This is a genomic window from Kribbella sp. NPDC004875, from assembly GCF_042873375.1.
GTDB lineage: Bacteria > Actinomycetota > Actinomycetes > Propionibacteriales > Kribbellaceae > Kribbella.
On record NZ_JBIALI010000002.1, the window covers coordinates 977,060 to 997,438 of the forward strand.

A 20,379-nucleotide genomic window follows, 5' to 3' on the forward strand; every position below is an offset into this window, starting at 1 on the left:
GCCGCACGACATGACGAAGGCGACCCGGTCCGCGCTTTCCGCGGACACGAGTCGCCTATCGACTTCGTGGGCGATACTGGGTTCGAACCAGTGACCTCTTCGGTGTGAACGAAGCGCGCTACCACTGCGCCAATCGCCCGGGTGTGTTGCTGGTGTTGTCTTGTGTGGTGTTGCGGGTGAAACCATAGCGCATGATTCAGCCCCGATCTAATCGACCCGGGCTACTCTTGCTGCAGGACGGAGATCCCGTCGCGTTGGAGACGTGATTGTGACTTTCTCGCACGATACCGAGCAGGCGCTCGGGACGCTGGTCCGGCTCGTCAACACCATGCCCGGACCGAACAGCCAGGTCGACTCATTGGAGGCGCTCGAGGAGCTGGAGAAGTTCGTCCAGGAACGGGAGTTCAGCGCGGTCGGCACGTTGACGGACAAGGATCTGACCGAGGTCCGGGACCTGCGGCCGTTGTTCGCGCCCGTCTTCACCACGGATTCCGACGCGTCGGCGGCGTCGATGATCAACGCGATCATCGCCCGCGGTACGGCGACTCCACGGCTGACGAACCATGACGGGCACCCGTGGCACATCCACTATTCGCGTGCGGGCGCGTCGCTGGCGTGCCGGATCACGGTGGAGTGCGGGATCGCGCTGGCCCAGGTGATCTCGGCCGGCGAGCGGGAACGTCTGCGGCGTTGCGAGGCCCCGGATTGTGACGACGCCTTGATCGACCTGTCCCGGAACCGTTCGAAGCGGTACTGCGACGCGCGCACTTGCGGTAATCGCCTGCACGTGGCGGCGTACCGCGAGCGGCGTAAGGCTTCAGGCGAGTAGTTCCGCGGACCTGCACCACTCACCAAAGGCTCCGCTGACGCCCGGTCGCCGCCTGGCGGCCGGGCGATCGGTCTGTCGCCGGTGGGTTGGTGAGTGGTGGGGGTCCGCCGGCGGTCAGGGGTTGAGGTCCTGCGCGGATCGTTCCGCGAAGATCTTGGCGACCTGGGCCGTGATCGTGCCGGGGGCGGGGAGTTCGCGGTCGTCGACACGCTGGATGGCCTGCACATCACGCGTTGTCGATGTGAGGAAGATCTCCTCGGCCTGGAACAGTTGCTCCAGCGGTACGTCGCGTTCGACGCCGCCGAACCATTCGAGGACGAGCGCGCGGGTGATCCCGGCCAGCGCGCCGGACGCGAGGGTCGGGGTGACGAGCTCACCGTCGTACACGCAGAAGATGTTCGCGCCGGTGCCTTCGCTCAGGTTGCCGACGGTGTTGGCGAAGATCGCTTCGCTGCCGCCGCGTTCCTTCGCGTAGGCGAGGGCGCGGACGTTCTCGGCGTACGACGTGGTCTTCAGGCCGGCGACCGCGCTGCGTTCGTTGCGCACCCACGGGACGGTGACGATCGCGGACGTGGGGGCCGGGCGGGTGATCTCCTGGGTCGCGATCAGGACCGTGGGGCCCGACGTACCGCGATCGGACGACAGCGGCGAGACACCGCCGGTGTACGTGATCCGCAGCCGGCCGAACGGGATCCCGGGATCGGCTGCGACGACCTCCTCGATGCCGCCCTCGATCGCGGCGACGTCCGGGGTGGGCAGACCGAGCCCGACGGCCGAACGGACCAGCCGCTCGAGGTGCCGGCGGACGGCGAACGGCCGGCCGTTCTCGATCTTGATCGTCTCGAAGACGCCGTCGCCCGTGGTCAGCCCGTGGTCCAGCGGCGAGACCGTCGCCGCGTCGTCCAGCACGGCGCCGTTGAGCCAGATACGCATGTCGTGCTCCTTCCTCACAACACCTTAGTGCGCAGGCGATCCGGGTCCGCGAGGCAGTCCGGAGGTGACCGGTTGATGACCGTACGTCGACGGGCCGGGGACCCCCGTTTTTGAACTGGGCGCGGGATGGGCTAATGTTCTTCTCGCGCCGGGGGATGCAAAAACCCGGTCGCAACGCGGACGTAGCTCAGTTGGTAGAGCGCAACCTTGCCAAGGTTGAGGTCGCCGGTTCGAACCCGGTCGTCCGCTCGGAGAGGGTTCGGCAGGCCACCGTCCTCAGATGTCGAACAGCCTCAGTGGTGGAGTGGCCGAGAGGCGAGGCAACGGCCTGCAAAGCCGTGTACACGGGTTCGAATCCCGTCTCCACCTCGAGAACCACAGGCGAGTGTGTTGAGTGGTTTTCTTGGACGATTGGCGCAGCGGTAGCGCGCTTCCCTGACACGGAAGAGGTCACTGGTTCGATCCCAGTATCGTCCACGAAGTCGACAGGCGACTCGTGTCCGCGGACAGCGCGGACCGGGTCGCCTTCGTGATGTCGTGCGGCTGCGCTGCGCTTGCCGCGAGCGGGGGCTCCGCCACCCGCACCCCCCTTTGCGCCTTCGCTTCGCTCGGCTCCGTGGTTGCTCGCCGCGGTCGGGTGACCGGCGTGGCTTGGGCGTTGCGGTTGGGTGCGGGGGCCTTCGCTTCGCTCGGTTGCTGTGGGTGGGCGCCGCGGTCGTGTGACCCGCCTGGGTGCCGACGCGGTCGGCTGACGGGCGGGCATTGCCGTCTGCGGTCGGGTGACCGGCGTTGGATTGCTCGTCGCATGCTGGGCTCGCCGGCGACGGGATTCCCACCGTTGGACTTCGTACCACCGAGCACCTGTAGCCCGCTGACCGGCTCGGGTTGCTTGCCGCGCGCTCAGCTCGGCAGCCCCCGGAGCTCCGACCCCGTGCACGCTCAACTCACCCACCACAGTCGACCGATCGGCTCGGGTTGCTGGTCGTGGTCGGTTCTCCGGGAGAGTTCTTCGCCGCGGTCGTGTAAACGGATGGGTGGCATGACGCAGTCGGCTGGAATACACCGGGTACTCATCGGGCGCTCAGCTCGCCAACCCGAGACCTCCTACCGCCGGGCTCGCCCGCCACCAACCACGCCGGCTGACCGGCTCGGGCTGCTTGCCGCGTGCTCAGCTCGCCGGCTCGGGACTCCCGCGAGTCCCATCCACCAATCGCAGTCGGCTGATCGGCTCGGTGGGGGTGGGATCTGCAGGCCATCACAATCGCCGGTGTCGGGGAGGCGGGAGCGGGGGTGAGGGTCGAGAGGGTGGATTGTGATGGGCTGGCGGTTCGAGGGTTGCTGTGGGGTGCCGGTCGCGGGCGGTTGAGGCGGGGTGGTTGAGGCGGGCATGCGCCAGCGGCGGTGCGGATGTGGTGGGCGGTTGTGGTGGGTGTGTGGGGGGCGGCGGGTGGTGGCGGTTGTGGTGGGGTGGGGGGCTAGGGGGTTTGGAAGCGGCGGGTGTTTTTGGGGGGATGGGGGAGTTCTCTGAGGCCGGCGGTGAGCATTACGTGGGCTGAGGCGTTGTTGGGGGCGTGGCATTCGCCCCAGAGGGAATCGACCGCCAGATGGTGTCGGCAGTAGGCGAGGGCCTCGGTGGCGTAGCCGTTGGCGCGGTGGGTGGGGTGGATGGCGTAACCGAAGCTCCACGCGGCGATGGGGTTGTCGCTTTGGCCCAGGCCTAGCCAGCCGACGACCTCGGCGTCGGTGCGGCGGGTGATGACGAGTTGCAGGTGGGTGCCGTTGTCGCTGGCGGCGTTGGCGTGGGTGTTCAGCCAGGCGCGTACGCCGGGGATGTCTCGCGGGCCCCAGTCGTCCATGAATTGCGCGACGCGGGGGTCGGTCCAGAGCGTGCAGAGGGCATCGAAGTCGGATTCGACGGGCCAGCGGAGTGCCAGGCGGTCGGTCAGGACTGGCAAGGTCATGCGACACCTCCTCGGTCCGTGAACGTATCGCGGACGCCACGGCCCTCGCGACCGGAATAGCCCGCGGTGGACGGGAGAGGCGGCAACGACCACCAGAATGTACGATCTCAATCAAACAGGTGTGTGATGTGGATCGAACAGGAGAGTGGGTTGTGCGGGCTTTGGAGCAGGTGGGCCGGGGTGGGCCGGGGGAGTTGCGGGTCGTGGAGGTGGCGGTGCCGCAGGCGGGGGCGGGGGACGTGTTGGTCAAGGTTGGGGCGGCGGGGGTGAACTTTGCGGATGTGATGCAGACGCGAGGCACGTACGACGGCGGACCGCGGCCGCCGTATCTTGCGGGGTTCGAAGCCGCCGGCGAAGTGGTTGCGGTCGGCGACGGGGTGACCGGCGTGGCCACGGGCGAGCGGGTGATCGGGACGGGGTACGGCGCCTTCGCGGAGTACGTCGTGATGCCGGCCGACGCCGTCGTACCGGTGCCGGCGGGATGGAAGGACGAGGAAGCGCTCGGCCTCGTACTCAACTGGGCGACCGCCCTCGCGTCGCTCCGGCCGCTCGGAGGGCTGACCGAGGGGGACACGGTGCTCATCCACGCGGCCGCCGGTGGTGTCGGCCAGGCGGCGGTGCGGATCGCCAAGCACTACGGCGCGACCGTCATCGCCACCGCGTCCGCCTCCAAGCACGACGTCGTACGGCGGCTCGGTGCGGATCACGTCATCGACTACAAGACCGTCGACCTGGTCGCAGAAGTACGGCGACTCACGGGCGGCCGTGGCGTCGACATCGTGCTCGAATCGGTTGGTGGCGAGACGTTCCGCCAGAGCATCGAAGTCGCGCGTCGTGTCACCGGCAAGGTCGTCGTGATCGGCGCGGCGAGTGGCGAGGCCACGATCAGCAATTGGGAGCTGAACTTCAAGCACCCGATCCACGTGATCGGTCAGCACCTGACGACGCTGATCCAGCATGCGCCGGAGATGTTCGCCGACGTGATGAGCGAGCTGGACCGGCTCATCGCAGGCGGCGTGTACCCGCCGGGCCGCCCAACGGTGTACGACCTGGGCGACGGCCCGAAAGCCCTGGCAGAGCTGGAATCGCGGGCCACGGTGGGAAAGCTCGCCCTGAGGCCGTCACTCGAGGACTGACTGCGCGACCCGGAACCCGAGATCGTCGATCGCGAACGTCGGATGCGACCGGCGGCGCACAGTGGAGCCGACGGAGCGTTCGTCGTCGGCGAATCCACCGCCCCGGAAGATCCGGTACGAGCCATACGTCTCGGCGTCGTACAGATCCCAGCACCACTCCCACGTGTTGCCGAGCATGTCGTGCAGACCCCACGCGTTCGGTTCCTTCGTGCCGACCGGATGGGTGTGGCCGCCCGAGTTCCCGGCGTACCACGCGATGTCATCGATCGGGCCGTAGCGGTAGGCGGGCGTCCCGGCTGTGCAGGCGTACTGCCACTCGGCCTCGGTCGGGAGGCGGTAGCCGGGGGACGACCAGTCGCAGTCGGCCTCGGTACCGTCGATGCCGTATGCCGGTGGCAGTCCGGCTGACGCCGAGAGTTGGTTGCACAGGGCAACGGCGTCGTACCAGCTCACGCCGGTCAGCGGGAGGTCGCCGGCGACCGTCGGGAAGCGGGCCAGCCGGAAGGCGGGCAGGTTGACGTGCCAGCGCTTCCCGAGGCGGTCGTCGCGGAGGAACACCAGGCCGGCCGGCAGATCAACGAGGTCGAGCACCGTCCAACCGTAGGGGGATCAGTAGAACTGGCGGATCTTCGGCCACAAGGTGGACCAGGGTTCGGCGGGTTGCCGGCACAGGACCAGGGCGGCGCCGTCCTCGTCGTTGGAGACGATGCTGTTGACGGTGCCGACCTGTTCACAGCTCCGGAAGTGGGATTCGAAGATCGGCGTGCGTTCGATCTCGACGAGGAGGACCGGCCCGGTATTCGTGTCCGGCGGCCGCGCCCAATCGGCGAAGCTCATGTGTGGTGAGTACGGCGTCGGCAGGCCAAGCCCAGGGCCGTAGCGCACAAGGGCGCCGGCCTCACCGTAGTTGCCGGTGACGATTGTCGCGGTCGACCGTTGTGCGGCCGGCACCTGTTCCCAAGCGGTGGCGACACTCGCGGCGAACCTGGGCCACCCGATCTGCTCGCCCTGCTCCTTGTTGACCGGGATGACGAAGTCGGCGGCCGACGCCGGCAGGATCGGCAAGGTGAAGACGGCTGAGGTCACAGCCGCCAGGACGAGGGCGACAACTGCCTGGTGTCGGTGCCTGTCGATCCAGCGCAGGGTCGGCTCGCAACCGGCCGCCACGAGGACGAGCAGCAGCGGCAGGGCGTAGTACGACTTTCCGCCGGTCGCCAGCACGACGACACACAGCACCGGGTAGGCGAGCGCGATGGACCGCGCCCACGGCATCGTCCGCCAGATCCGGAGGAAGCCGGCGATCCAGATCGGGACCAGGAGCGGTGACAGCTGCAGGATCTGCAGCGGGATGAACATGATCCGGTTCTCGGTGCCGTCGTCGTCGCTGATGCCGCCGGCGACCTTCAGTTGCGGCCAGTCGTGCTGGAACTGCCAGATGACGTTCGGCAGCGCGATCAGGCCGGCGATCGTGACACCGGCGAGCAGCCACCACGAGCGCAGTACCCGGCGCGGGCCGACGATCAGCAGCGCGACCAGGAGCGCGGCGACCGGCAGCACGACCAGGTACTTGTTCTCCAGGGCGATGCCGATGGTCAGGCCGAGTGCGAGCCACCAGCGGCCGTCGCCGGTCCGCAGCAGCTTGACGGCGAACAGCCCGATCAGCATCCAGGCCAGCAGGTCGTACGTCGCGGTCGACACCATGTGCCCGACGCCGAGCACGAAGCCGGACACCGCGGCGCAGACCGCGGCGAGCAGCTGACCACGCCGGTCGCTGCCGAACTCGCGGGCGATCAACGCGATCACGATGACGGTCGCGACGCAGCTGAGCGCCGACAGCACACGGAGGCCCATCACCGTGTCGCCGAAGACGGTGGTCGAGACCCGGGTGATCAGTGGCGTCAGCGGTGGCTGGTCGACGTACCCCCAGTTGAGGTGGTGGCCGGCGACCAGGAAGTACAGCTCGTCGCGGTGGTAACCGTAGCGGCCGGACAGCGCGGTCAGCACCGCACCGACGATCAGTGCGACGGTGACGACGGGCCGGACCGCGAAGGCGGGAACCGTTGGGCGGGTCATGGCGGAATCGTGACAGGCAACGGGGCTAGTTGAGGAGACGTGGAGGCTCGGCGCGGTTCAGGAGCATCACTCGGCCGCTGAGGGTGTCGTCCTCGACGAAGCGCACGACGGCGTCGGTCACCGTGTCGAGCGGGACCAGGGCGGGCCCGCGGTCGGCGGGTGCGAGTGCCTCGCGTTCGCGGATGCCGCGGGGTGTGGCGACCCAATCCGGTACGACGCAGTTCACCCGGATCCCGTTGTGCGGCGGGGTGACAGTCGTGGTGAACCGAATGAGGGCCGCCTTCGCCGCGCTGTACTCCGGCGACACGTGCGGTCCGTAGCCCAGGCCCGCAGTCGAGCCGACGTTGACCACCGCGCCCTCACCCGCGGCCGACATGCCGGACAGCGCCAGCTGGGTGGTGAGCATCGGCGCCCGCAGATTCACCTCGAGAGCCGCCGTCCAGCGCGCAACGCCGGCTTCCGGAAAGCACGGCGTCAGCACAGCACCGCCGCCCGCGTTGTTGACGAGGATCTGCGGCCGGCACGACATCAGCTCGTGCACTGCCGCGTCGTCACGCATGTCGATCTCGACGAAGCGGGCCGACGCCCCGATGAGCTCGCAGGTACCTCGCCCGCCGGCCGGGTCGAGGTCCGCGACCACCACGGACGCGCCTGCCGCGGCGAGGCGGACGGCGATCGCACGGCCGATCCCGACCGCTGCTCCGGTGACCACTGCGACCTTCCCGGTGATGTCCATGTCTGCACGCTCCCACCCGGCACCGACAGTCCGCAGGATGATTGGATATGTCAACCGGTCAACACGAGGGGGCACGTGCTGTGGCACTGCTGTACGAGCGCATCTGCGCCCATGTGCTGGAGCAGCTCCGGCGAGGCGCGCTCCGCCCGGGGGACCGGGTGCCGTCCGAGATGGAGCTGGCAAACCAGTTCGCGGTCAGCCGGATCACCTCCAAGCGGGCCCTGGAGGTACTCCGGGAAGCGGGTCTGGTGGAACGTATCCGCGGAAAGGGCACCTTCGTCGTACGGCGCCTGCCCGACCTGACAGACCTCAGCGTCCCGCTCCGGCCGGCCACGCGGCGCGAGGCGCGGTCGATCGCACTGATCGTCCCGGACATGTCCGAGGCGTACGGTCTCGATCTCCTCAACGCGATCGAGGAGCGCTGCGCGGAGTACGGCGCCCACCTCGTCGTACGGCGCACACACGGGCGCCAGACCGACGAGGAGAAGGCCGTCGACTCGCTCGTGGCCAGCGTGGACGGGCTGATCGTGTTCCCGGTGCACGGGGACTTCTACAACGCCAGCCTGCTCCGCCAGGTGCTGGACGGGTTCCCTGTGGTCCTGGTGGATCGTCATCTGTCCGGCATCCCGGTGGCGGCAGTCCACACTGACAACGTGGCTGCGGCGCGTGCGCTGACCGCCCGTCTTCTCGAACAGGGTCATGAGCACATCGCGTTTGTGTCGCCACCACCGGTGAACACGTCGTCCATCGAGGACCGTCTGGAAGGCTTCCGCGCTGCCTTCGGCGCACACGGTCAGCCGCACGAGTTGACCGACCTGCGCAGCACGCTGCCCGGTTCGACGACCACGGAGAGCGTGCGGGCCGACATGGACATCATCCGCGCGTTCCGCGACCGGATGCCCGAGGTGACGGCGTACTTCGCCTGTGAGTACAACCTGGCCCGGATGGTCGACCGGGTGCTCGGTGGTGACCGCGTGATCGCGTGTTTCGACTCACCGGGCGACTCCATCGGCGGACCGCCGTACCTGCATGTCCGGCAGAACCAGACGGAGATGGGGCGCCGTGCGGTCGACCTGCTGATCGCGCAGCTGCGTGGTGAGCCGGTGCCGAACCTGTCGTACGTTCCGTTCGAACTGATCGACGCCGAGAGCAGGGACGCGTGACCGAGCTACCTGCGCCAGGTGCTGACTTTCGTCAGTAGGAGCGCCCTGGGCCGCTGTGTAGCGTCTACCTCATGACGTGGCGGCGCCTGGGGGACGTGGGTCTGTGGGCCGCGTTGAGCTTCCTCGTGCTCGCGGAGAGCGGCGCCCGGAACGATCCGTACTGGTTCCGCGCCGCTTGCCTGGCGGTACTGGCGTTTGCGGTGTTCGTGCGACGCAGGTGGCCGTTGCCTGCGTTGACCGTGGTGGCCTGGGCGGAGATCGTCATTCTGGCCTTCGCCCTCGGTACGACGAACGGCGTGCAGATCGCGCTGGTACCGGCGATCAGTCTGCTGAGCTATCTGTCCGGTCGGCGTGAGACGCAGCTCAAGCACTTCGTTCTGGTGTGCAGCTGGTCGCTGGTCGGCATGCTCGTCCTGGCGCTGACGGTGGCCCGTGGCGCGCTGGCGACCGAAGCGGTGTTGACCTGGCTGCTCATGCTTCTGCTCGCTCTGCTGCTGGTAGTACTGCCCTGGCTGGTCGGTCGCTACCGGGCGCAGCAGGCGCTGCTGGCTACCGCCGGCTGGGAGCGGGCCGAGCGGATCGAGCGCGAGCAGCAGATGGAGATCGATCAGGAGCGGCTGCGTGAACGGTCCCGGATCGCCGAGGACATGCACGATTCGGTCGGCCACGAGCTCAGCCTGATCGCTTTGCGCGCCGCAGCGCTCGAGCTGGACCCGTCACTGCCGGAGGAACACCGGCGAGCGGCCGGTGAGCTGCGTGAGTCCGCGGCGACCGCGACCGAGCGACTCGGCGAGATCGTCGGCGTACTGCGTGATCAGGACGCGCCGACGATTCCGCACGACGAAACGGTGCGGTCGTTGGTCGACCGGGCTGCGGAGTCCGGTCTGGCGGTGCAGTTGGTCGAAGAGGTCGACGCCGAGCTGGCGCCCATGGTCGACCGTGCGGTGCATCGCGTGGTCCAGGAATCGCTGACGAACGCGAGCAAACACGCGCCCGGCGCGTCCGTGACCGTCAACGTGACAACGCGCGCGGACGACGTACACGTGCAGGTTGTGGACACCGGCGCCGAACGGCCGGTCGCTGCGCCGTCAGGTGGGCGCGGGCTGGACGGGCTGCGCGAGCGGGTCCGCCTGGCCGGTGGGGCGCTCACCGCTGGTCCGCGGCCCGATGGCGGCTTCGAGGTGACCGCCACCATGCCACGGGCCGGCGGACGGCCAGAGCCGCCGACCGCCGCGGTAGAACGAGCCACGGTACGCCGGAGCGCGCAGCGCGGCCTGATCACGGCCATCGCCGCTCCGCTGTTGCTGGGGGCGGTCGTCGGTGCGGTTGCCCTTGGCTACTACCTTGTGGCCGGCTACAGCGCGATCCTGCGCCCGGCGGAGTACGACGGACTCGCGATCGGACAGCCGGAGGCGGAGGTGGAGAAGGCCCTGCCACGGATGCAGATGCTCGACGCACCGGCGGAGGGCTACCGGCCGCCCGACGGCTGGAGCTGCCAGTACTACCGTCCGGCCGCTCCCTTCTCCACCAACTACGTGTACCGCCTGTGTTTCGCGAACGGCGCTCTGGTCGCCAAGGCCGTCGTACAGAGCGGCTCGGTACCACCAACCCCGGAGGGCAACGGATGATCAGGGTGATGCTCGCCGACGACGAGGCGATGGTGCGAGCCGGCGTCCGCGCGATCCTCGGCACCGATGACCAGATCGAGGTCGTTGCCGAGGCCGCTGACGGTGTGGAAGCAGTCGAGGCGGTACGGCGGCATCGGCCCGACGTCGCGGTACTGGACATCCGGATGCCGCGGATGGACGGTCTGGCGGCCGGTGCGGAGATCCGGCGAACCGTGCCGGAGACCGCGGTGGTCATGCTCACCACGTTCTCGGAGGACGCGTACATCGCCCGTGCGCTCGGGGACGGAGCCAGTGGGTTCCTGCTCAAGTCAGGCGACCCGCGGGAGCTGATCGCCGGGCTGAAGGCCGTTGCTGAGGGCGCCGCGTACCTGTCACCCCGCGTGGCGCAGCGGGTGATCGCCGAGCTGAGCGCCGGGGCGGGCGGCGGTGCGATGGCGCGAGCGGCGGCTGCCAAGGAGCAGATCGCCGTACTGAGCCCGCGTGAGCTGGACGTGCTCGGACTGGTCGGTGCGGGGCATTCGAACGCCGAGATCGCTGCTCGGCTCTACCTGGTCGAGGGGACCGTGAAGGCTTACGTCAGCGCGATTCTGCTGCGGCTCGGCGTGAAGAACCGCGTCCAGGCGGCGATCGTGGCCTACGAGGCCGGACTGGTGACGTCCTGACCCTCCGGCTGGCCGCTTCGGGTCAGGCGCGTGCATGGTCTGTGCACCTCGGGATACTGGTTGCGGAACCGACACCGAACGCTCCGGGTGGTGACGTGGTGAGGACACCGGGTCATGGGATAGTGGTGCCTCCCGGGGACCTCACCCTCCGGACTACCCAGCAAGCCTCCAGGGGCCACCCAACCCCTCTCACAGAATCGGGGATCCAGGTCGTGACCGACTCGCACAACTCCGGACAGCACAAGGACCGGGAAGCGGCGGCGGCCGAGGTCCGGAGAATGTGGCAGCCGACCCCCTCCTGGACCCAGCCGGACGACGCCCAGCCCGTCGAGGACACGGTCGAGGAGACCGAGGAGAAGCCCGACGCGCTGTCCCAGGACTTCCCCGGCGACTCATGGTCCCGCCCGGTCAGCCAGCCGGCGCCGTGGACCCAGCCGCAGAGCCAGCCCGGCCCGTCCTGGACGCAGCCGGCCGCCGAGTCGGCCGCTCCGTCGTGGACCCAGCCGGAAGAGCAGGACGACGAACTCGGTGACGACACCGGCGTGACCGAGCAGGTGGACAGCTCCGCGCAGACCGCCGGCCCGGCGCACGACGCCGGCCAGACCCCCGCTCCGCCGCACGGTGCCGGGGCCGACAGCCCGGTCTTCGGTGGCTCGTCGTTCCACGGCGCAGGCTTCGGTCAGGACCAGGGCGGGCAGCCGCAAACCGGCCAGCCGGGCCAGCCGACCCAGAGCGGTCCGCAGGTTCCGCAGACGCCGCAGGGTGGTCAGCAGCCCAATCAGCAGCCCAGTCAGCAGCCCGGTCAGGTCCCGCAGGGACAGGGCGGCCAGCCGCTGTCCCCGGCCGCTCAGCACTTCTTTCCGCAGGGCGTCCCCGGCCAGCAGGCTCCCCAGCAGCAGAACCTGTCGTACCGCTCCGACGAGCTGCTCCAGGCGCTGCCGCTGCCGCGGGAGGCTCCGGCCGAGCGCGGCGTCCGCAGCATGCTGAAGCTCCGCCCCGGTACGTCGGAGCGCTCCGAGCGGATCGCCCGCGCGACCGCCGCGACCGCGTTCCGCCGCCCGGTGACCATCGTGGTGGCGAACCCGAAGGGCGGCTCCGGCAAGACGCCGACCACGCTGCTGCTGTCCGGTGCGCTCGGTCAGGCCCGCGGCGGTGGCGTCGTGGCCTGGGACAACAACGAGCTGCGCGGCAACATGCACCTGCGTACGCACGACACGAACTCGCGGTCCACCGTCACGGACATGCTGCAGGCGATGCCGATGCTGACCCAGCCCGATGCGCGGCTCGGTGACGTCGCGGCGTACCTGCGGCACCAGGTGGCCGGTCAGTACGACGTACTGACCTCGGCGACCACGACGTACGCGCAGATCGAGGCGAAGGACTTCGACCAGATCCACCGCCTGCTGAGCCGCTTCTACAAGGTCCTGGTGATCGACACCGGGAACAACGAGGGCTCCAGCAACTGGCGGGAGGCGATGAAGGCGGCCGACGCCCTGGTCATCCCGATCAAGTGGAAGAGCCTGTCCTGCGCGGCCGCCGTGCAGATGCTCGAGGAGCTCGACAACCAGGGCCCCGAGGCGCAGCGGCTGATCCGCCGTGCGGTGATCGCGGTCTCGAACGGCCCCGGCGACGTCAACAAGGAGGTCGAGAAGCAGCTCCGGCCGTACTTCGACTCCCGGGCGGCGGCCGTGGTCGACATCCCGACCGACATGCACATCGCGGCCGAAGGCCCGCTGGACCATTCCGCTCTGCAGCCGGCGACCCGGCGCGCGGCGCTGGAGCTGGCCGCCAAGGTGTCGGAGCAGATCACGGTCTCACTCAACACTCCCCGTTGATCAGAGGCCGAGCTCAACAAGACGCAGCTGGCTGAGGCGGACCGGATCAGCAACCACGTCGTACGACGTGATCCGGTCCGCCTCGCTGGTGAAGGTGATCGCCAGCCGGAGCCGGCCACGCGGTGCGAGCGCCATTCCGACCTCACCGTCGATCAGAGCGAGCTCTGCGCGCCGAGCCCGGCTGGAGAACGGCATACGGCGCCGGCGCATCCCGCGAGGGCTGGGACCACGAGACGCCGTACCTGCGAGCCGCTGGCCGAGCAGTTCCTCGCCGATGCCGAAACGCAGGTGAGCCGAGTCAGCAATGGCTCGAACTGGAGGCGAACGGCCCGAGCGCATTGATCTCGAAGGCCGTGTTGTCGCCGTATTTGGTCTGGCAGAGCTGCAGTCCGGCGACGTAGGCGCGCGCTCCGGAGGCCTCACCAGCGGCGAACCACTGCGTGATCTGCGGGCCCGGTTCACGGTCCCCGACCAGCGCCTGCACGATGTGCTCCTGGAGCGTGCGCGCCGCGGTCCAGGACCCGGCGGCGATGGTGATCAAGTGGATACCGTCGACGCTGCTGATCGCCGTCACCAGATCCGGGCCTCTGCGGCAGTTCTGCACGTCGGGCCCGCCGCCACTCGTGCACGTGAACCCGTCGGCGGTGACAGCGCTCACAACCCCCTCCGCGGTGCCGCCGAACGGATGGTCCGGCAGGTCCGGCCACTGCCAGCCCTTGCGCTCCAGTCTCACCTCGATCGAGCTGACGACGGTGACCGTGCCCCACGCGGTCGAATGGTCACCCTTCGAACCGAGCAGGTCCGTGAGCCCAGCTGCCGCGCCGGCCGTGCCGAAGTCGCCGACGATCGCCTTCAGCTCCGCCTGCGCCTCCGCGTCGTCGGCTGGCCAGTCGTACCTGGCGCCGAGGGACGCCGCTCCCAGCCGACCGTCCGGGGTGGCCGCGAACTCGGCGTACACGTCGTGGGTGGCGTCCTTGCGAGCGCAACTGCGGACCAGCACCGGTGTGGGGCCCGGGTCCCGGTCGGAGCACACCAGCCCACGCTTCCGCAGCGCCTCCGTGAACGCCTGCGCCTGACCGGTCGCTTTCCCGGCGGTGTCGGGTACGACGTACTGCGCGACCTGCTCGCTGTGGCCCGAACGGGCCCGCGCGACCACGACAGCGGCGACGACGACGATCAGGGCGACGCCGACGGCGCCGAGCACCTTCGGACTACGGAGCGTTGTGGGCACGACCGGAAAGTGTGCCAGCCGCCGGGGTCGGTGCTCAGCGGTCGGCGAACTCGGGCTCAGGCTTGACCTGAGGTTGAGCCTTGCGGCGGTAGTGCCGGACGACCTCGACGATCAGCGTGACGCCGAGGGCGAGGCCGATGCCGAGGGCGACTCCCTTGAGGGGGTTGTCCTCGAAGGCCTTGCCGCCGATGTAGCCGACGAGCGTGCAGTACACACCCCAGCTGACGGCCGCGAGGGCGGCGTACGGCGTGAAGTGGCGCAGCGGGTAGCGGACCGAGCCCATCGTCAGTGTGACCGCGGTCCGGCCGCCGGGGACGTAGCGGGCGACGACGAGGACCAGCCCGCCGCGCTCCTCGAGTGCGCGGCGGGCCCAGAGGACTGCCGCGTGCCGCTTGGTCCCGGGTTTCACGCGGTCGAGCAGGCGACCGCCCGCGCCGCGGCCGAGCGCGTACGAGACGTGGTCGCCGAGGAAGGCGCCGATCGCGGCGACCACGATCACGGCGTACAGGTTCGGCTCGCCGGTGGCGGCGGCGAACACGCCCGCGGTGACGACCAGCGTCTCGCTCGGGATCGCCGGGAAGAAGCCGTCGAGCGCGGCGAACCCCCACAACGCGAGGTAGATCCACCACGAGGACATCAGTTCGCCGGCAAAGTGCAGGATCGCGTCGGTCATGTCATAGAACGTATGAATCAGGACCCCGGGCGCACATCGGACGAGCGGCTGGTCCCGCCCCCTACTTTCGTCAGGTCAGTCGATACCATCTCCTTCGTGAACGAAGGTGTGAAGGTCCAGCTGGTCGGTGTCGAGGGCGAGTCCGAGCGGAGTGTGGCCGAGACGACGACGATCGGGGAGCTGTTCGCCGAGCTCTTCGGCCAGGACCGCTCCGCCATCGCCGCCCGGGTCAACGGCGAGCTGCGGGACCTGTCCCGGGTGGTCGCCGACGGTGACCAGATCGAGCCGGTCAAGGCGGCCTCGGAGGACGGTCGCGCGATCATCCGGCACTCGACCGCGCACGTCCTCGCGCAGGCGGTGCAGGACCTGTTCCCGGACGCCAAGCTCGGCATCGGCCCGCCGGTGGAGAACGGGTTCTACTACGACTTCGACGTCGAGACGCCGTTCACGCCCGAGGACCTGGGCAAGCTCGAGAAGAAGATGCAGCAGATCATCAAGGAGCGGCAGCGGTTCAGCCGCCGGGTGGTCAGCGACGACGACGCGCGCGCGGAGCTCGCCTCCGAGCCCTACAAGCTCGAGCTGATCGGCATCAAAGGTTCCGCCGCGGACGCCGCGGAGGGTGCGTCGGTCGAGGTCGGTCAGGGAGAGCTGACGATCTACGACAACGTCCGGCGCGACGACAGCGTCGCCTGGAAGGACCTGTGCCGTGGCCCGCACGTCCCGGCCACCGGCTACCTGGGCAACTTCAAGCTGATGCGGACCGCCGCGGCGTACTGGCGAGGGAGCGAGAAGAACCCGCAGCTCCAGCGCATCTACGGCACCGCTTGGGAGTCCCGCGACGAGCTGAAGGCGTACCTGAACCGCCTGGAGGAGGCCGCCAAGCGCGACCACCGCAAGCTCGGCACCGAGCTGGACCTGTTCAGCTTCCCGGACGAGATCGGCTCCGGCCTCGCGGTGTTCCACCCGAAGGGAGGCGTACTGCGGAAGGTGATGGAGGACTACTCCCGCCAGCGGCACGTCGAGGACGACTACGAGTTCGTCTACTCACCGCACATCACCAAGGGCCAGCTCTTCGAGACCTCCGGGCACCTGGACTGGTACGCCGACGGCATGTACCCGCCGATGCACCTGGACGAGGAGCGCGGCGCGGACGGGCAGATCCGCAAGCAGGGCCAGGACTACTACCTGAAGCCGATGAACTGCCCGATGCACAACCTGATCTTCGCCGCCCGCGGCCGGTCGTACCGGGAGCTGCCGCTGCGGCTGTTCGAGTTCGGCACGGTCTACCGGCTGGAGAAGTCCGGCGTCGTGCACGGCATGACGCGGGCCCGCGGCTTCACCCAGGACGACGCGCACATCTACTGCACCCGTGAGCAGATGCGCGACGAGCTGAAGAACCTGCTGACCTTCGTGCTCGGCCTGCTCGCCGACTACGGCCTGGACGACTTCTACCTCGAGCTCTCCACCAAGAACCCGGACAAGTTCGTCGGCTCCGACGAGGTCTGGGAGGAGGCCACCGAGACGCTCCGCGAAGTTGCCGAGGGCTCCGGTCTCGAGCTGGTCCCGGACCCGGGCGGCGCCGCGTTCTACGGCCCGAAGATCTCCGTCCAGGCCAAGGACGCGATCGGCCGGACCTGGCAGATGTCGACGATCCAGCTGGACTTCAACCTGCCGGAGCGGTTCGAGCTGGAGTACACCGCGCCGGACGGGTCCCGGCAGCGGCCGGTGATGATCCACCGCGCGCTGTTCGGTTCGATCGAGCGGTTCGTCGCGGTGCTCACCGAGCACTACGCCGGCGCCTTCCCGCCCTGGCTGGCCCCGGTCCAGGTGATCGGCATCCCGATCACCGACGGGCACGTCGACTACCTGCTCGGGATCGCCAAGCAGCTCAAGGCGCAGGGCATCCGGGTCGAGGTGGACGCGTCCGACGACCGGATGCAGAAGAAGATCCGGAACGCCCAGAAGGCGAAGACGCCGTACATGCTGATCGCCGGTGACGAGGACATGGCGGCCGGCTCGGTCTCCTTCCGGTACCGCGACGGCTCGCAGAACAACGGCGTACCGATCGCGGACGCGGTGGCCGAGATCGTCGACGCCGTCCAGAAGCGCGTCCAGGTATGACCGAACGCCCCGACCACCCGTCCACGGAGGACGCTCCGGAGTCGCCGTACGAGCCCGAGGAGCTGGTGCCGCAGGACGGGGTCGGGGTACCGGACCCGTTCATGCGGCTGTGGACGCCGCACCGGATGGCCTACATCGAGGGCGAGAACAAGCCGACCAGCTCCGCGGCCGGTTCGGGCTGTCCGTTCTGCCGGTTGCCGAGCGAGCCCGACGCGCAGGCGCTGATCGTGCACCGGGGCGAGGCGGCGTACGCCGTCCTGAACCTGTACCCGTACAACCCGGGTCACCTGATGGTCGTGCCTTACCGGCACGTCGCGGACTACACCGAGCTGACCGACGCCGAGGTCGCGGACGTCTCGGCGCTGACCCGGCAGGCGATGCAGGCGATCCGGACGGTGTCGGCCGCGCACGGTTTCAACATCGGCATGAACCAGGGCGAGATCGCCGGCGCCGGGATCGCCGCCCACCTGCACCAGCACGTCGTACCCCGCTGGACCGGCGACACCAACTTCATGCCCGCGATCGGCCACACCAAGGTGCTGCCGCAGCTGCTGTCCGACACCCGCGCGCTGCTCGCCAAGAACTGGCCCTGAGCAACGAATCGAAGCCCTGCCAGGTCGAGCTTCGGCCCGGCTCTTCCGAGCCGGGCCGAAGCTCTTGTCAGTCGCCCGCGAGCAGTGGATCGCCGTACTTGGCCCACCGGAAGTAGACCGGGTCGTCGAAGGTGCCCGGGACCTTCCCGAGGCCCTTGATCACCGTCGACAGTCCGTTGGCGTGGCCAACGGAGTACAGGTAGCCGTGGCCGGTGTCGCGGTCGATGCCGAGCACGACCGTGCCCTGGCCGCAGGGGGCGGCCACGAGCGTCTCGAAGGCCTGCCAGGTCGACATCCGCACCGGACGGACATCCGTCCGCAGGGTCTGCCCGCGGACTGCCGAGAACCGTACGGTGGACAGCCGCCCGTTGGTGTGTGTCATCAGGAACGTGTCGTACGTCGCGGTCTGGCTGATCAGGGCCAGTCCCTTGACGTCAGGGAAGTTCCCGAGCACGCCGTCGAGGTGGTAGTACTGCCGGCCCTCGACGGTCTCGATGCTGCGGCGCTCCATCGCACCGTCGTTACGCAGGGACCAGGCGGTGTCCCGCAGCCCGTAGCCGGACAGGTCGTAACTGCGGTAGTTCTGCCATCCCGGTCCGATCCGCGTGAGGTACTTCTCCAGAATCTTCCCGCCACCGGCCGGCGTCCGGTACGAGACGCCGTAGAGGACCGGCCCGAGGACGGCCTGCGTGGTGTGCAGTTCGGACCCTTCGCCCGGACCGTACCGAACGGTCGCACTCATCCGCGCCTGGCCGTCGCCGAAGACGTTCCTCGCGACGATCTTGTCGGTCACCGTCGAGCCGTCGGTCGCGAACGTCCGCATCCGGTGATCCCCGCCGGACGTGACCGAGCCGACCGAGATCGTGCACGGCGCTGTCGTCCCGCTCTGCTCCGCCGTCGCCGTGCCGGTCGTGAGCAGTCCTGTGGTCAGCACTGCGGCGGCCGTCAACCCGCCGTACCTGAGTCGTGTGTGCATTGCCACCACCCCCATTGATGATCGATGGTGGTTGGATGCCGGACTGGACCAGAAAGTTGGCGGGCCGGACCATCAGCGGAGGAAGAGTGGGAGCAGCGGGGCCACGATGTTGGTCAGTGCGTCGAGGGTGACCTCGCGTGGTGGTTCGGTCAGGGCGGTGACGCGGACGACGCGACGGCCCTGGCGGAAGACCAGTTCGCCGGCTTCGGGGATGTAGTAGCCGGGCTGGCCGATCGGTGCGAGGCGCGGCGGGGGCACCCGCTGCGCCTCAGGGATCGACGGTTGGCCGAACGACTCGACGATCGACACCGTCGCGTCGTACGTGCCCCAGATGCAGGTCAGCGCCCCCTTCACCCGATAGTCGCGCCGCAGCTGAACCCGCAGTTGCACGAACCGCTCCGCGACCGAGTTCGACAGCTGACACGTCTCGTCGGACTGCCGCACCGGCCGCAGATTCCGCGGTACGGCGTCCCGCGCCGCCAACGCGACCGCCACGGCCTTCGCCCGATCGATCCCGGTCTCGCTGCCGCGGCCGATCCCGCCCCGCGGGGTGACCCGCACAGCCCGATCGCCCGCCTGGAAGACCAGTTGCGACTCGGTGATCAACGCGCCTTGCCCGAGTTCGGGCAGCGACTCGATCGCGCCGGCCGTGTTCATCAGGCGGCTGAGCGAGTCGCGCCGGCTCGGCAGGGCGCTGACCCCGATCGTCACGGCACGGTTCGCGAGCATCAGCGTGCACAGGTCCATCGCGGGCAGGCCGCCGTCGTTCCAGGCGTTCGGCTTGGCGGTGACCGGGATCCCGAGCCGGGCGGTGAGCGTGCGAGTGATCGCCGTACAGACCTGCGGGCCGGGAGCTCCCGCCGTACCGTCGAGGCCTTCGGGTTGTGGGGGAGCGATCACGGTGGGCACGACCACGGTCGGCGGTGCGACAGGTGGCGCGGTGCCGTTGGCGCGCTGCGCGACCGTGCAGCCGGTCACCAGGAGCGCGGACATGACCGCGGCGACCGGCAGCCGGGACCAGGCCCGGAGCGTACTGCGACGAATGTGACCCACCTCCTCCCTGGCTCCCAGCATGGCGCCGAACCGGGGGCGACGCAGGCCGAAACGTGCGCCTTGTCATCCGATGGTGATCCGGCTGGACTACGATCGCGTCGCCATGCTTAACAGATTCCGGCAGTTCTGGACCAAGGTGATCACGCCGATCGCCAACCTCCTGCTCAAGCTCGGTGTGAGCGCCGACTTGGTTACGCTGGTGGGCACCATCGGTGTGTCCGCCGGTGCGCTGATCTTCTTCCCCAGCGGCCACCTGTGGCTGGGGACCGTGGTCATCACCTGTTTCGTGTTCTCGGACCTGATCGACGGTCACATGGCCCGTACCTCGGGCACGTCGTCGAAGTGGGGTTCGTTCCTCGACTCGACGCTGGACCGGATCGCCGACGGCGCGATCTACGGCGGCCTGGTGATGTACTACGCGAACTCGCGGGCCGGCGACTCCACCCTGATGGCCGCGGTGACGCTGTGGGCGCTGGTGATGGGCGCGGTCACGTCGTACGCCCGGGCCAAGGCGGAGAGCCTCGGCCTGAAGGCGAGCGGCGGGCTCGCCGAGCGGGCCGACCGGCTGGTCTTCACGCTGGTCGTGGCGTTCTTCTCCGACGTGTTCAACCTGCCGATCCTGCTCGAGATCGTGATCTGGTACGTCGCGGCCGCGAGCACGATCACCGTCATCCAGCGCTCGCTGGCGGTCCGCAAACAGGTCCTGGCGGACCCGGCGAACGCGGGTCTGGACACTCCGCCGGCGAAGCCCGACACGCCGGACCCGAAGAACTGAC

The 20,379-nt window shown here is 69.2% G+C and carries 19 protein-coding genes and 4 tRNA genes; 12 read left to right on the forward strand and 11 right to left on the reverse strand.

Features of this window, described 5'->3' with window-relative positions; genetic code table 11:
- Window positions 1-67 precede the first annotated feature (67 nt).
- Window positions 68-139 (reverse strand) — tRNA-Val (locus ACFYRH_RS15710).
- A gap of 129 nt (window positions 140-268) precedes the next feature.
- Here ACFYRH_RS15710 and ACFYRH_RS15715 point away from each other — a divergent pair.
- Window positions 269-829, forward strand: a complete 561-nt coding sequence (locus tag ACFYRH_RS15715) for a CGNR zinc finger domain-containing protein (RefSeq protein WP_387774361.1) — start codon at window positions 269-271, stop codon at window positions 827-829.
- A gap of 114 nt (window positions 830-943) precedes the next feature.
- Here the strand turns inward: ACFYRH_RS15715 and ACFYRH_RS15720 are convergent, their stop codons facing one another.
- Entirely contained in the window at window positions 944-1,762 is an 819-nt protein-coding gene (locus tag ACFYRH_RS15720) for an aminotransferase class IV (protein WP_387774364.1), read from the reverse strand.
- A 176-nt stretch (window positions 1,763-1,938) separates the two neighbouring features.
- Here ACFYRH_RS15720 and ACFYRH_RS15725 point away from each other — a divergent pair.
- The 3 genes from ACFYRH_RS15725 (at window position 1,939) to ACFYRH_RS15735 (ending at window position 2,239) form a co-directional block, all read left to right on the forward strand.
- Window positions 1,939-2,011 (forward strand) — tRNA-Gly (locus tag ACFYRH_RS15725).
- Window positions 2,012-2,060: 49 nt separating this feature from the next.
- Window positions 2,061-2,131: transfer RNA gene (locus ACFYRH_RS15730), tRNA-Cys, on the forward strand.
- Between the two features lie 36 nt (window positions 2,132-2,167).
- A tRNA-Val gene (locus ACFYRH_RS15735) sits at window positions 2,168-2,239 on the forward strand.
- Between the two features lie 998 nt (window positions 2,240-3,237).
- On the opposite strand, the gene ACFYRH_RS15740 is transcribed toward ACFYRH_RS15735, so the two are convergent.
- Entirely contained in the window at window positions 3,238-3,723 is a 486-nt protein-coding gene (locus tag ACFYRH_RS15740) for a GNAT family N-acetyltransferase (protein ID WP_387774367.1), read from the reverse strand.
- Between the two features lie 209 nt (window positions 3,724-3,932).
- Between ACFYRH_RS15740 and ACFYRH_RS15745 the strand changes: the two genes are divergently transcribed.
- Window positions 3,933-4,859: an NADPH:quinone oxidoreductase family protein gene (locus ACFYRH_RS15745; RefSeq protein ID WP_387775303.1), complete on the forward strand. Its 927-nt coding sequence runs from the start codon at window positions 3,933-3,935 to the stop codon at window positions 4,857-4,859.
- Here the strand turns inward: ACFYRH_RS15745 and ACFYRH_RS15750 are convergent.
- Genes ACFYRH_RS15750 through ACFYRH_RS15760 form a run of 3 tightly spaced genes read right to left on the reverse strand, consistent with a single transcriptional unit; the run spans window position 4,845 to window position 7,668 of the window.
- The gene (locus tag ACFYRH_RS15750; RefSeq protein WP_387774370.1) at window positions 4,845-5,450 is read right to left on the reverse strand and encodes a formylglycine-generating enzyme family protein; all 606 of its coding nucleotides are present in this window, start codon (window positions 5,448-5,450) and stop codon (window positions 4,845-4,847) included. The two genes, ACFYRH_RS15745 and ACFYRH_RS15750, sit on opposite strands and share 15 nt — an antisense overlap.
- 18 nt (window positions 5,451-5,468) lie before the next feature.
- On the reverse strand, window positions 5,469-6,932 hold the full coding sequence (locus tag ACFYRH_RS15755; protein WP_387774373.1) for an ArnT family glycosyltransferase: 1,464 nt from the start codon (window positions 6,930-6,932) through the stop codon (window positions 5,469-5,471).
- Between the two features lie 25 nt (window positions 6,933-6,957).
- Window positions 6,958-7,668, reverse strand: coding sequence for an SDR family NAD(P)-dependent oxidoreductase (locus ACFYRH_RS15760; protein WP_387774376.1), 711 nt, complete (start codon window positions 7,666-7,668; stop codon window positions 6,958-6,960).
- An 80-nt stretch (window positions 7,669-7,748) separates the two neighbouring features.
- On the opposite strand from ACFYRH_RS15760, the gene ACFYRH_RS15765 reads away from it, so the two are divergent.
- The 4 genes from ACFYRH_RS15765 (at window position 7,749) to ACFYRH_RS15780 (ending at window position 12,956) form a co-directional block, all read left to right on the forward strand.
- The gene (locus tag ACFYRH_RS15765; RefSeq protein WP_387774379.1) at window positions 7,749-8,831 is read left to right on the forward strand and encodes a GntR family transcriptional regulator; all 1,083 of its coding nucleotides are present in this window, start codon (window positions 7,749-7,751) and stop codon (window positions 8,829-8,831) included.
- 71 nt (window positions 8,832-8,902) lie between these two features.
- On the forward strand, window positions 8,903-10,459 hold the full coding sequence (locus ACFYRH_RS15770) for a sensor histidine kinase (RefSeq protein ID WP_387774382.1): 1,557 nt from the start codon (window positions 8,903-8,905) through the stop codon (window positions 10,457-10,459).
- The gene (locus ACFYRH_RS15775; protein WP_387774385.1) at window positions 10,456-11,121 is read left to right on the forward strand and encodes a response regulator; all 666 of its coding nucleotides are present in this window, start codon (window positions 10,456-10,458) and stop codon (window positions 11,119-11,121) included. The genes ACFYRH_RS15770 and ACFYRH_RS15775 overlap by 4 nt, the downstream gene beginning before the upstream one ends.
- A gap of 212 nt (window positions 11,122-11,333) precedes the next feature.
- Complete coding sequence (locus ACFYRH_RS15780; RefSeq protein ID WP_387774388.1) at window positions 11,334-12,956, forward strand: division plane positioning ATPase MipZ; 1,623 nt, start codon at window positions 11,334-11,336, stop codon at window positions 12,954-12,956.
- On the opposite strand, the gene ACFYRH_RS15785 is transcribed toward ACFYRH_RS15780, so the two are convergent.
- From ACFYRH_RS15785 to ACFYRH_RS15795, 3 genes are all read right to left on the reverse strand, one after another.
- Window positions 12,957-13,166 (reverse strand): hypothetical protein, encoded by a 210-nt coding sequence (locus tag ACFYRH_RS15785; RefSeq protein WP_387774391.1) that lies wholly within the window; start codon window positions 13,164-13,166, stop codon window positions 12,957-12,959.
- Between the two features lie 88 nt (window positions 13,167-13,254).
- Complete coding sequence (locus tag ACFYRH_RS15790; RefSeq protein WP_387774394.1) at window positions 13,255-14,187, reverse strand: hypothetical protein; 933 nt, start codon at window positions 14,185-14,187, stop codon at window positions 13,255-13,257.
- 34 nt (window positions 14,188-14,221) lie between these two features.
- On the reverse strand, window positions 14,222-14,860 hold the full coding sequence (locus ACFYRH_RS15795; protein WP_387774397.1) for a DedA family protein: 639 nt from the start codon (window positions 14,858-14,860) through the stop codon (window positions 14,222-14,224).
- Window positions 14,861-14,956: 96 nt separating this feature from the next.
- Between ACFYRH_RS15795 and thrS the strand changes: the two genes are divergently transcribed.
- Window positions 14,957-16,981, forward strand: coding sequence for a threonine--tRNA ligase (gene thrS / locus ACFYRH_RS15800; protein WP_387774400.1), 2,025 nt, complete (start codon window positions 14,957-14,959; stop codon window positions 16,979-16,981).
- Window positions 16,978-17,574, forward strand: coding sequence for an HIT family protein (locus ACFYRH_RS15805; protein ID WP_387774403.1), 597 nt, complete (start codon window positions 16,978-16,980; stop codon window positions 17,572-17,574). Before thrS ends, ACFYRH_RS15805 begins: the two co-directional genes overlap by 4 nt.
- A 67-nt stretch (window positions 17,575-17,641) precedes the next feature.
- Here the strand turns inward: ACFYRH_RS15805 and ACFYRH_RS15810 are convergent, their stop codons facing one another.
- Both ACFYRH_RS15810 and ACFYRH_RS15815 read right to left on the reverse strand, forming a co-directional pair.
- Entirely contained in the window at window positions 17,642-18,550 is a 909-nt protein-coding gene (locus ACFYRH_RS15810; protein WP_387774406.1) for a hypothetical protein, read from the reverse strand.
- 72 nt (window positions 18,551-18,622) lie between these two features.
- A complete protein-coding gene (locus ACFYRH_RS15815; RefSeq protein ID WP_387774409.1) occupies window positions 18,623-19,603 on the reverse strand; it encodes a hypothetical protein in 981 nt (326 codons plus the stop codon).
- Window positions 19,604-19,706: 103 nt separating this feature from the next.
- On the opposite strand from ACFYRH_RS15815, the gene pgsA reads away from it, so the two are divergent.
- Window positions 19,707-20,378: a phosphatidylinositol phosphate synthase gene (gene pgsA, locus ACFYRH_RS15820; protein ID WP_387774412.1), complete on the forward strand. Its 672-nt coding sequence runs from the start codon at window positions 19,707-19,709 to the stop codon at window positions 20,376-20,378.
- Window position 20,379 lies beyond the last annotated feature (1 nt).

What these genes read in the sequence shown, in the direction of transcription:
- ACFYRH_RS15810 (WP_387774406.1), bottom strand. Translation starts at nt 18,550, where the DNA reads ATGCACACACGACTCAGGTACGGCGGGTTGACGGCCGCCGCAGTGCTG.
- ACFYRH_RS15755 (WP_387774373.1), bottom strand. Translation starts at nt 6,932, where the DNA reads ATGACCCGCCCAACGGTTCCCGCCTTCGCGGTCCGGCCCGTCGTCACC.
- ACFYRH_RS15775 (WP_387774385.1), top strand. Translation starts at nt 10,456, where the DNA reads ATGATCAGGGTGATGCTCGCCGACGACGAGGCGATGGTGCGAGCCGGC.
- ACFYRH_RS15805 (WP_387774403.1), top strand. Translation starts at nt 16,978, where the DNA reads ATGACCGAACGCCCCGACCACCCGTCCACGGAGGACGCTCCGGAGTCG.
- ACFYRH_RS15795 (WP_387774397.1), bottom strand. Translation starts at nt 14,860, where the DNA reads ATGACCGACGCGATCCTGCACTTTGCCGGCGAACTGATGTCCTCGTGG.
- ACFYRH_RS15740 (WP_387774367.1), bottom strand. Translation starts at nt 3,723, where the DNA reads ATGACCTTGCCAGTCCTGACCGACCGCCTGGCACTCCGCTGGCCCGTC.
- pgsA (WP_387774412.1), top strand. Translation starts at nt 19,707, where the DNA reads ATGCTTAACAGATTCCGGCAGTTCTGGACCAAGGTGATCACGCCGATC.
- ACFYRH_RS15720 (WP_387774364.1), bottom strand. Translation starts at nt 1,762, where the DNA reads ATGCGTATCTGGCTCAACGGCGCCGTGCTGGACGACGCGGCGACGGTC.
- ACFYRH_RS15770 (WP_387774382.1), top strand. Translation starts at nt 8,903, where the DNA reads ATGACGTGGCGGCGCCTGGGGGACGTGGGTCTGTGGGCCGCGTTGAGC.
- ACFYRH_RS15760 (WP_387774376.1), bottom strand. Translation starts at nt 7,668, where the DNA reads ATGGACATCACCGGGAAGGTCGCAGTGGTCACCGGAGCAGCGGTCGGG.
- ACFYRH_RS15785 (WP_387774391.1), bottom strand. Translation starts at nt 13,166, where the DNA reads ATGCGCCGGCGCCGTATGCCGTTCTCCAGCCGGGCTCGGCGCGCAGAG.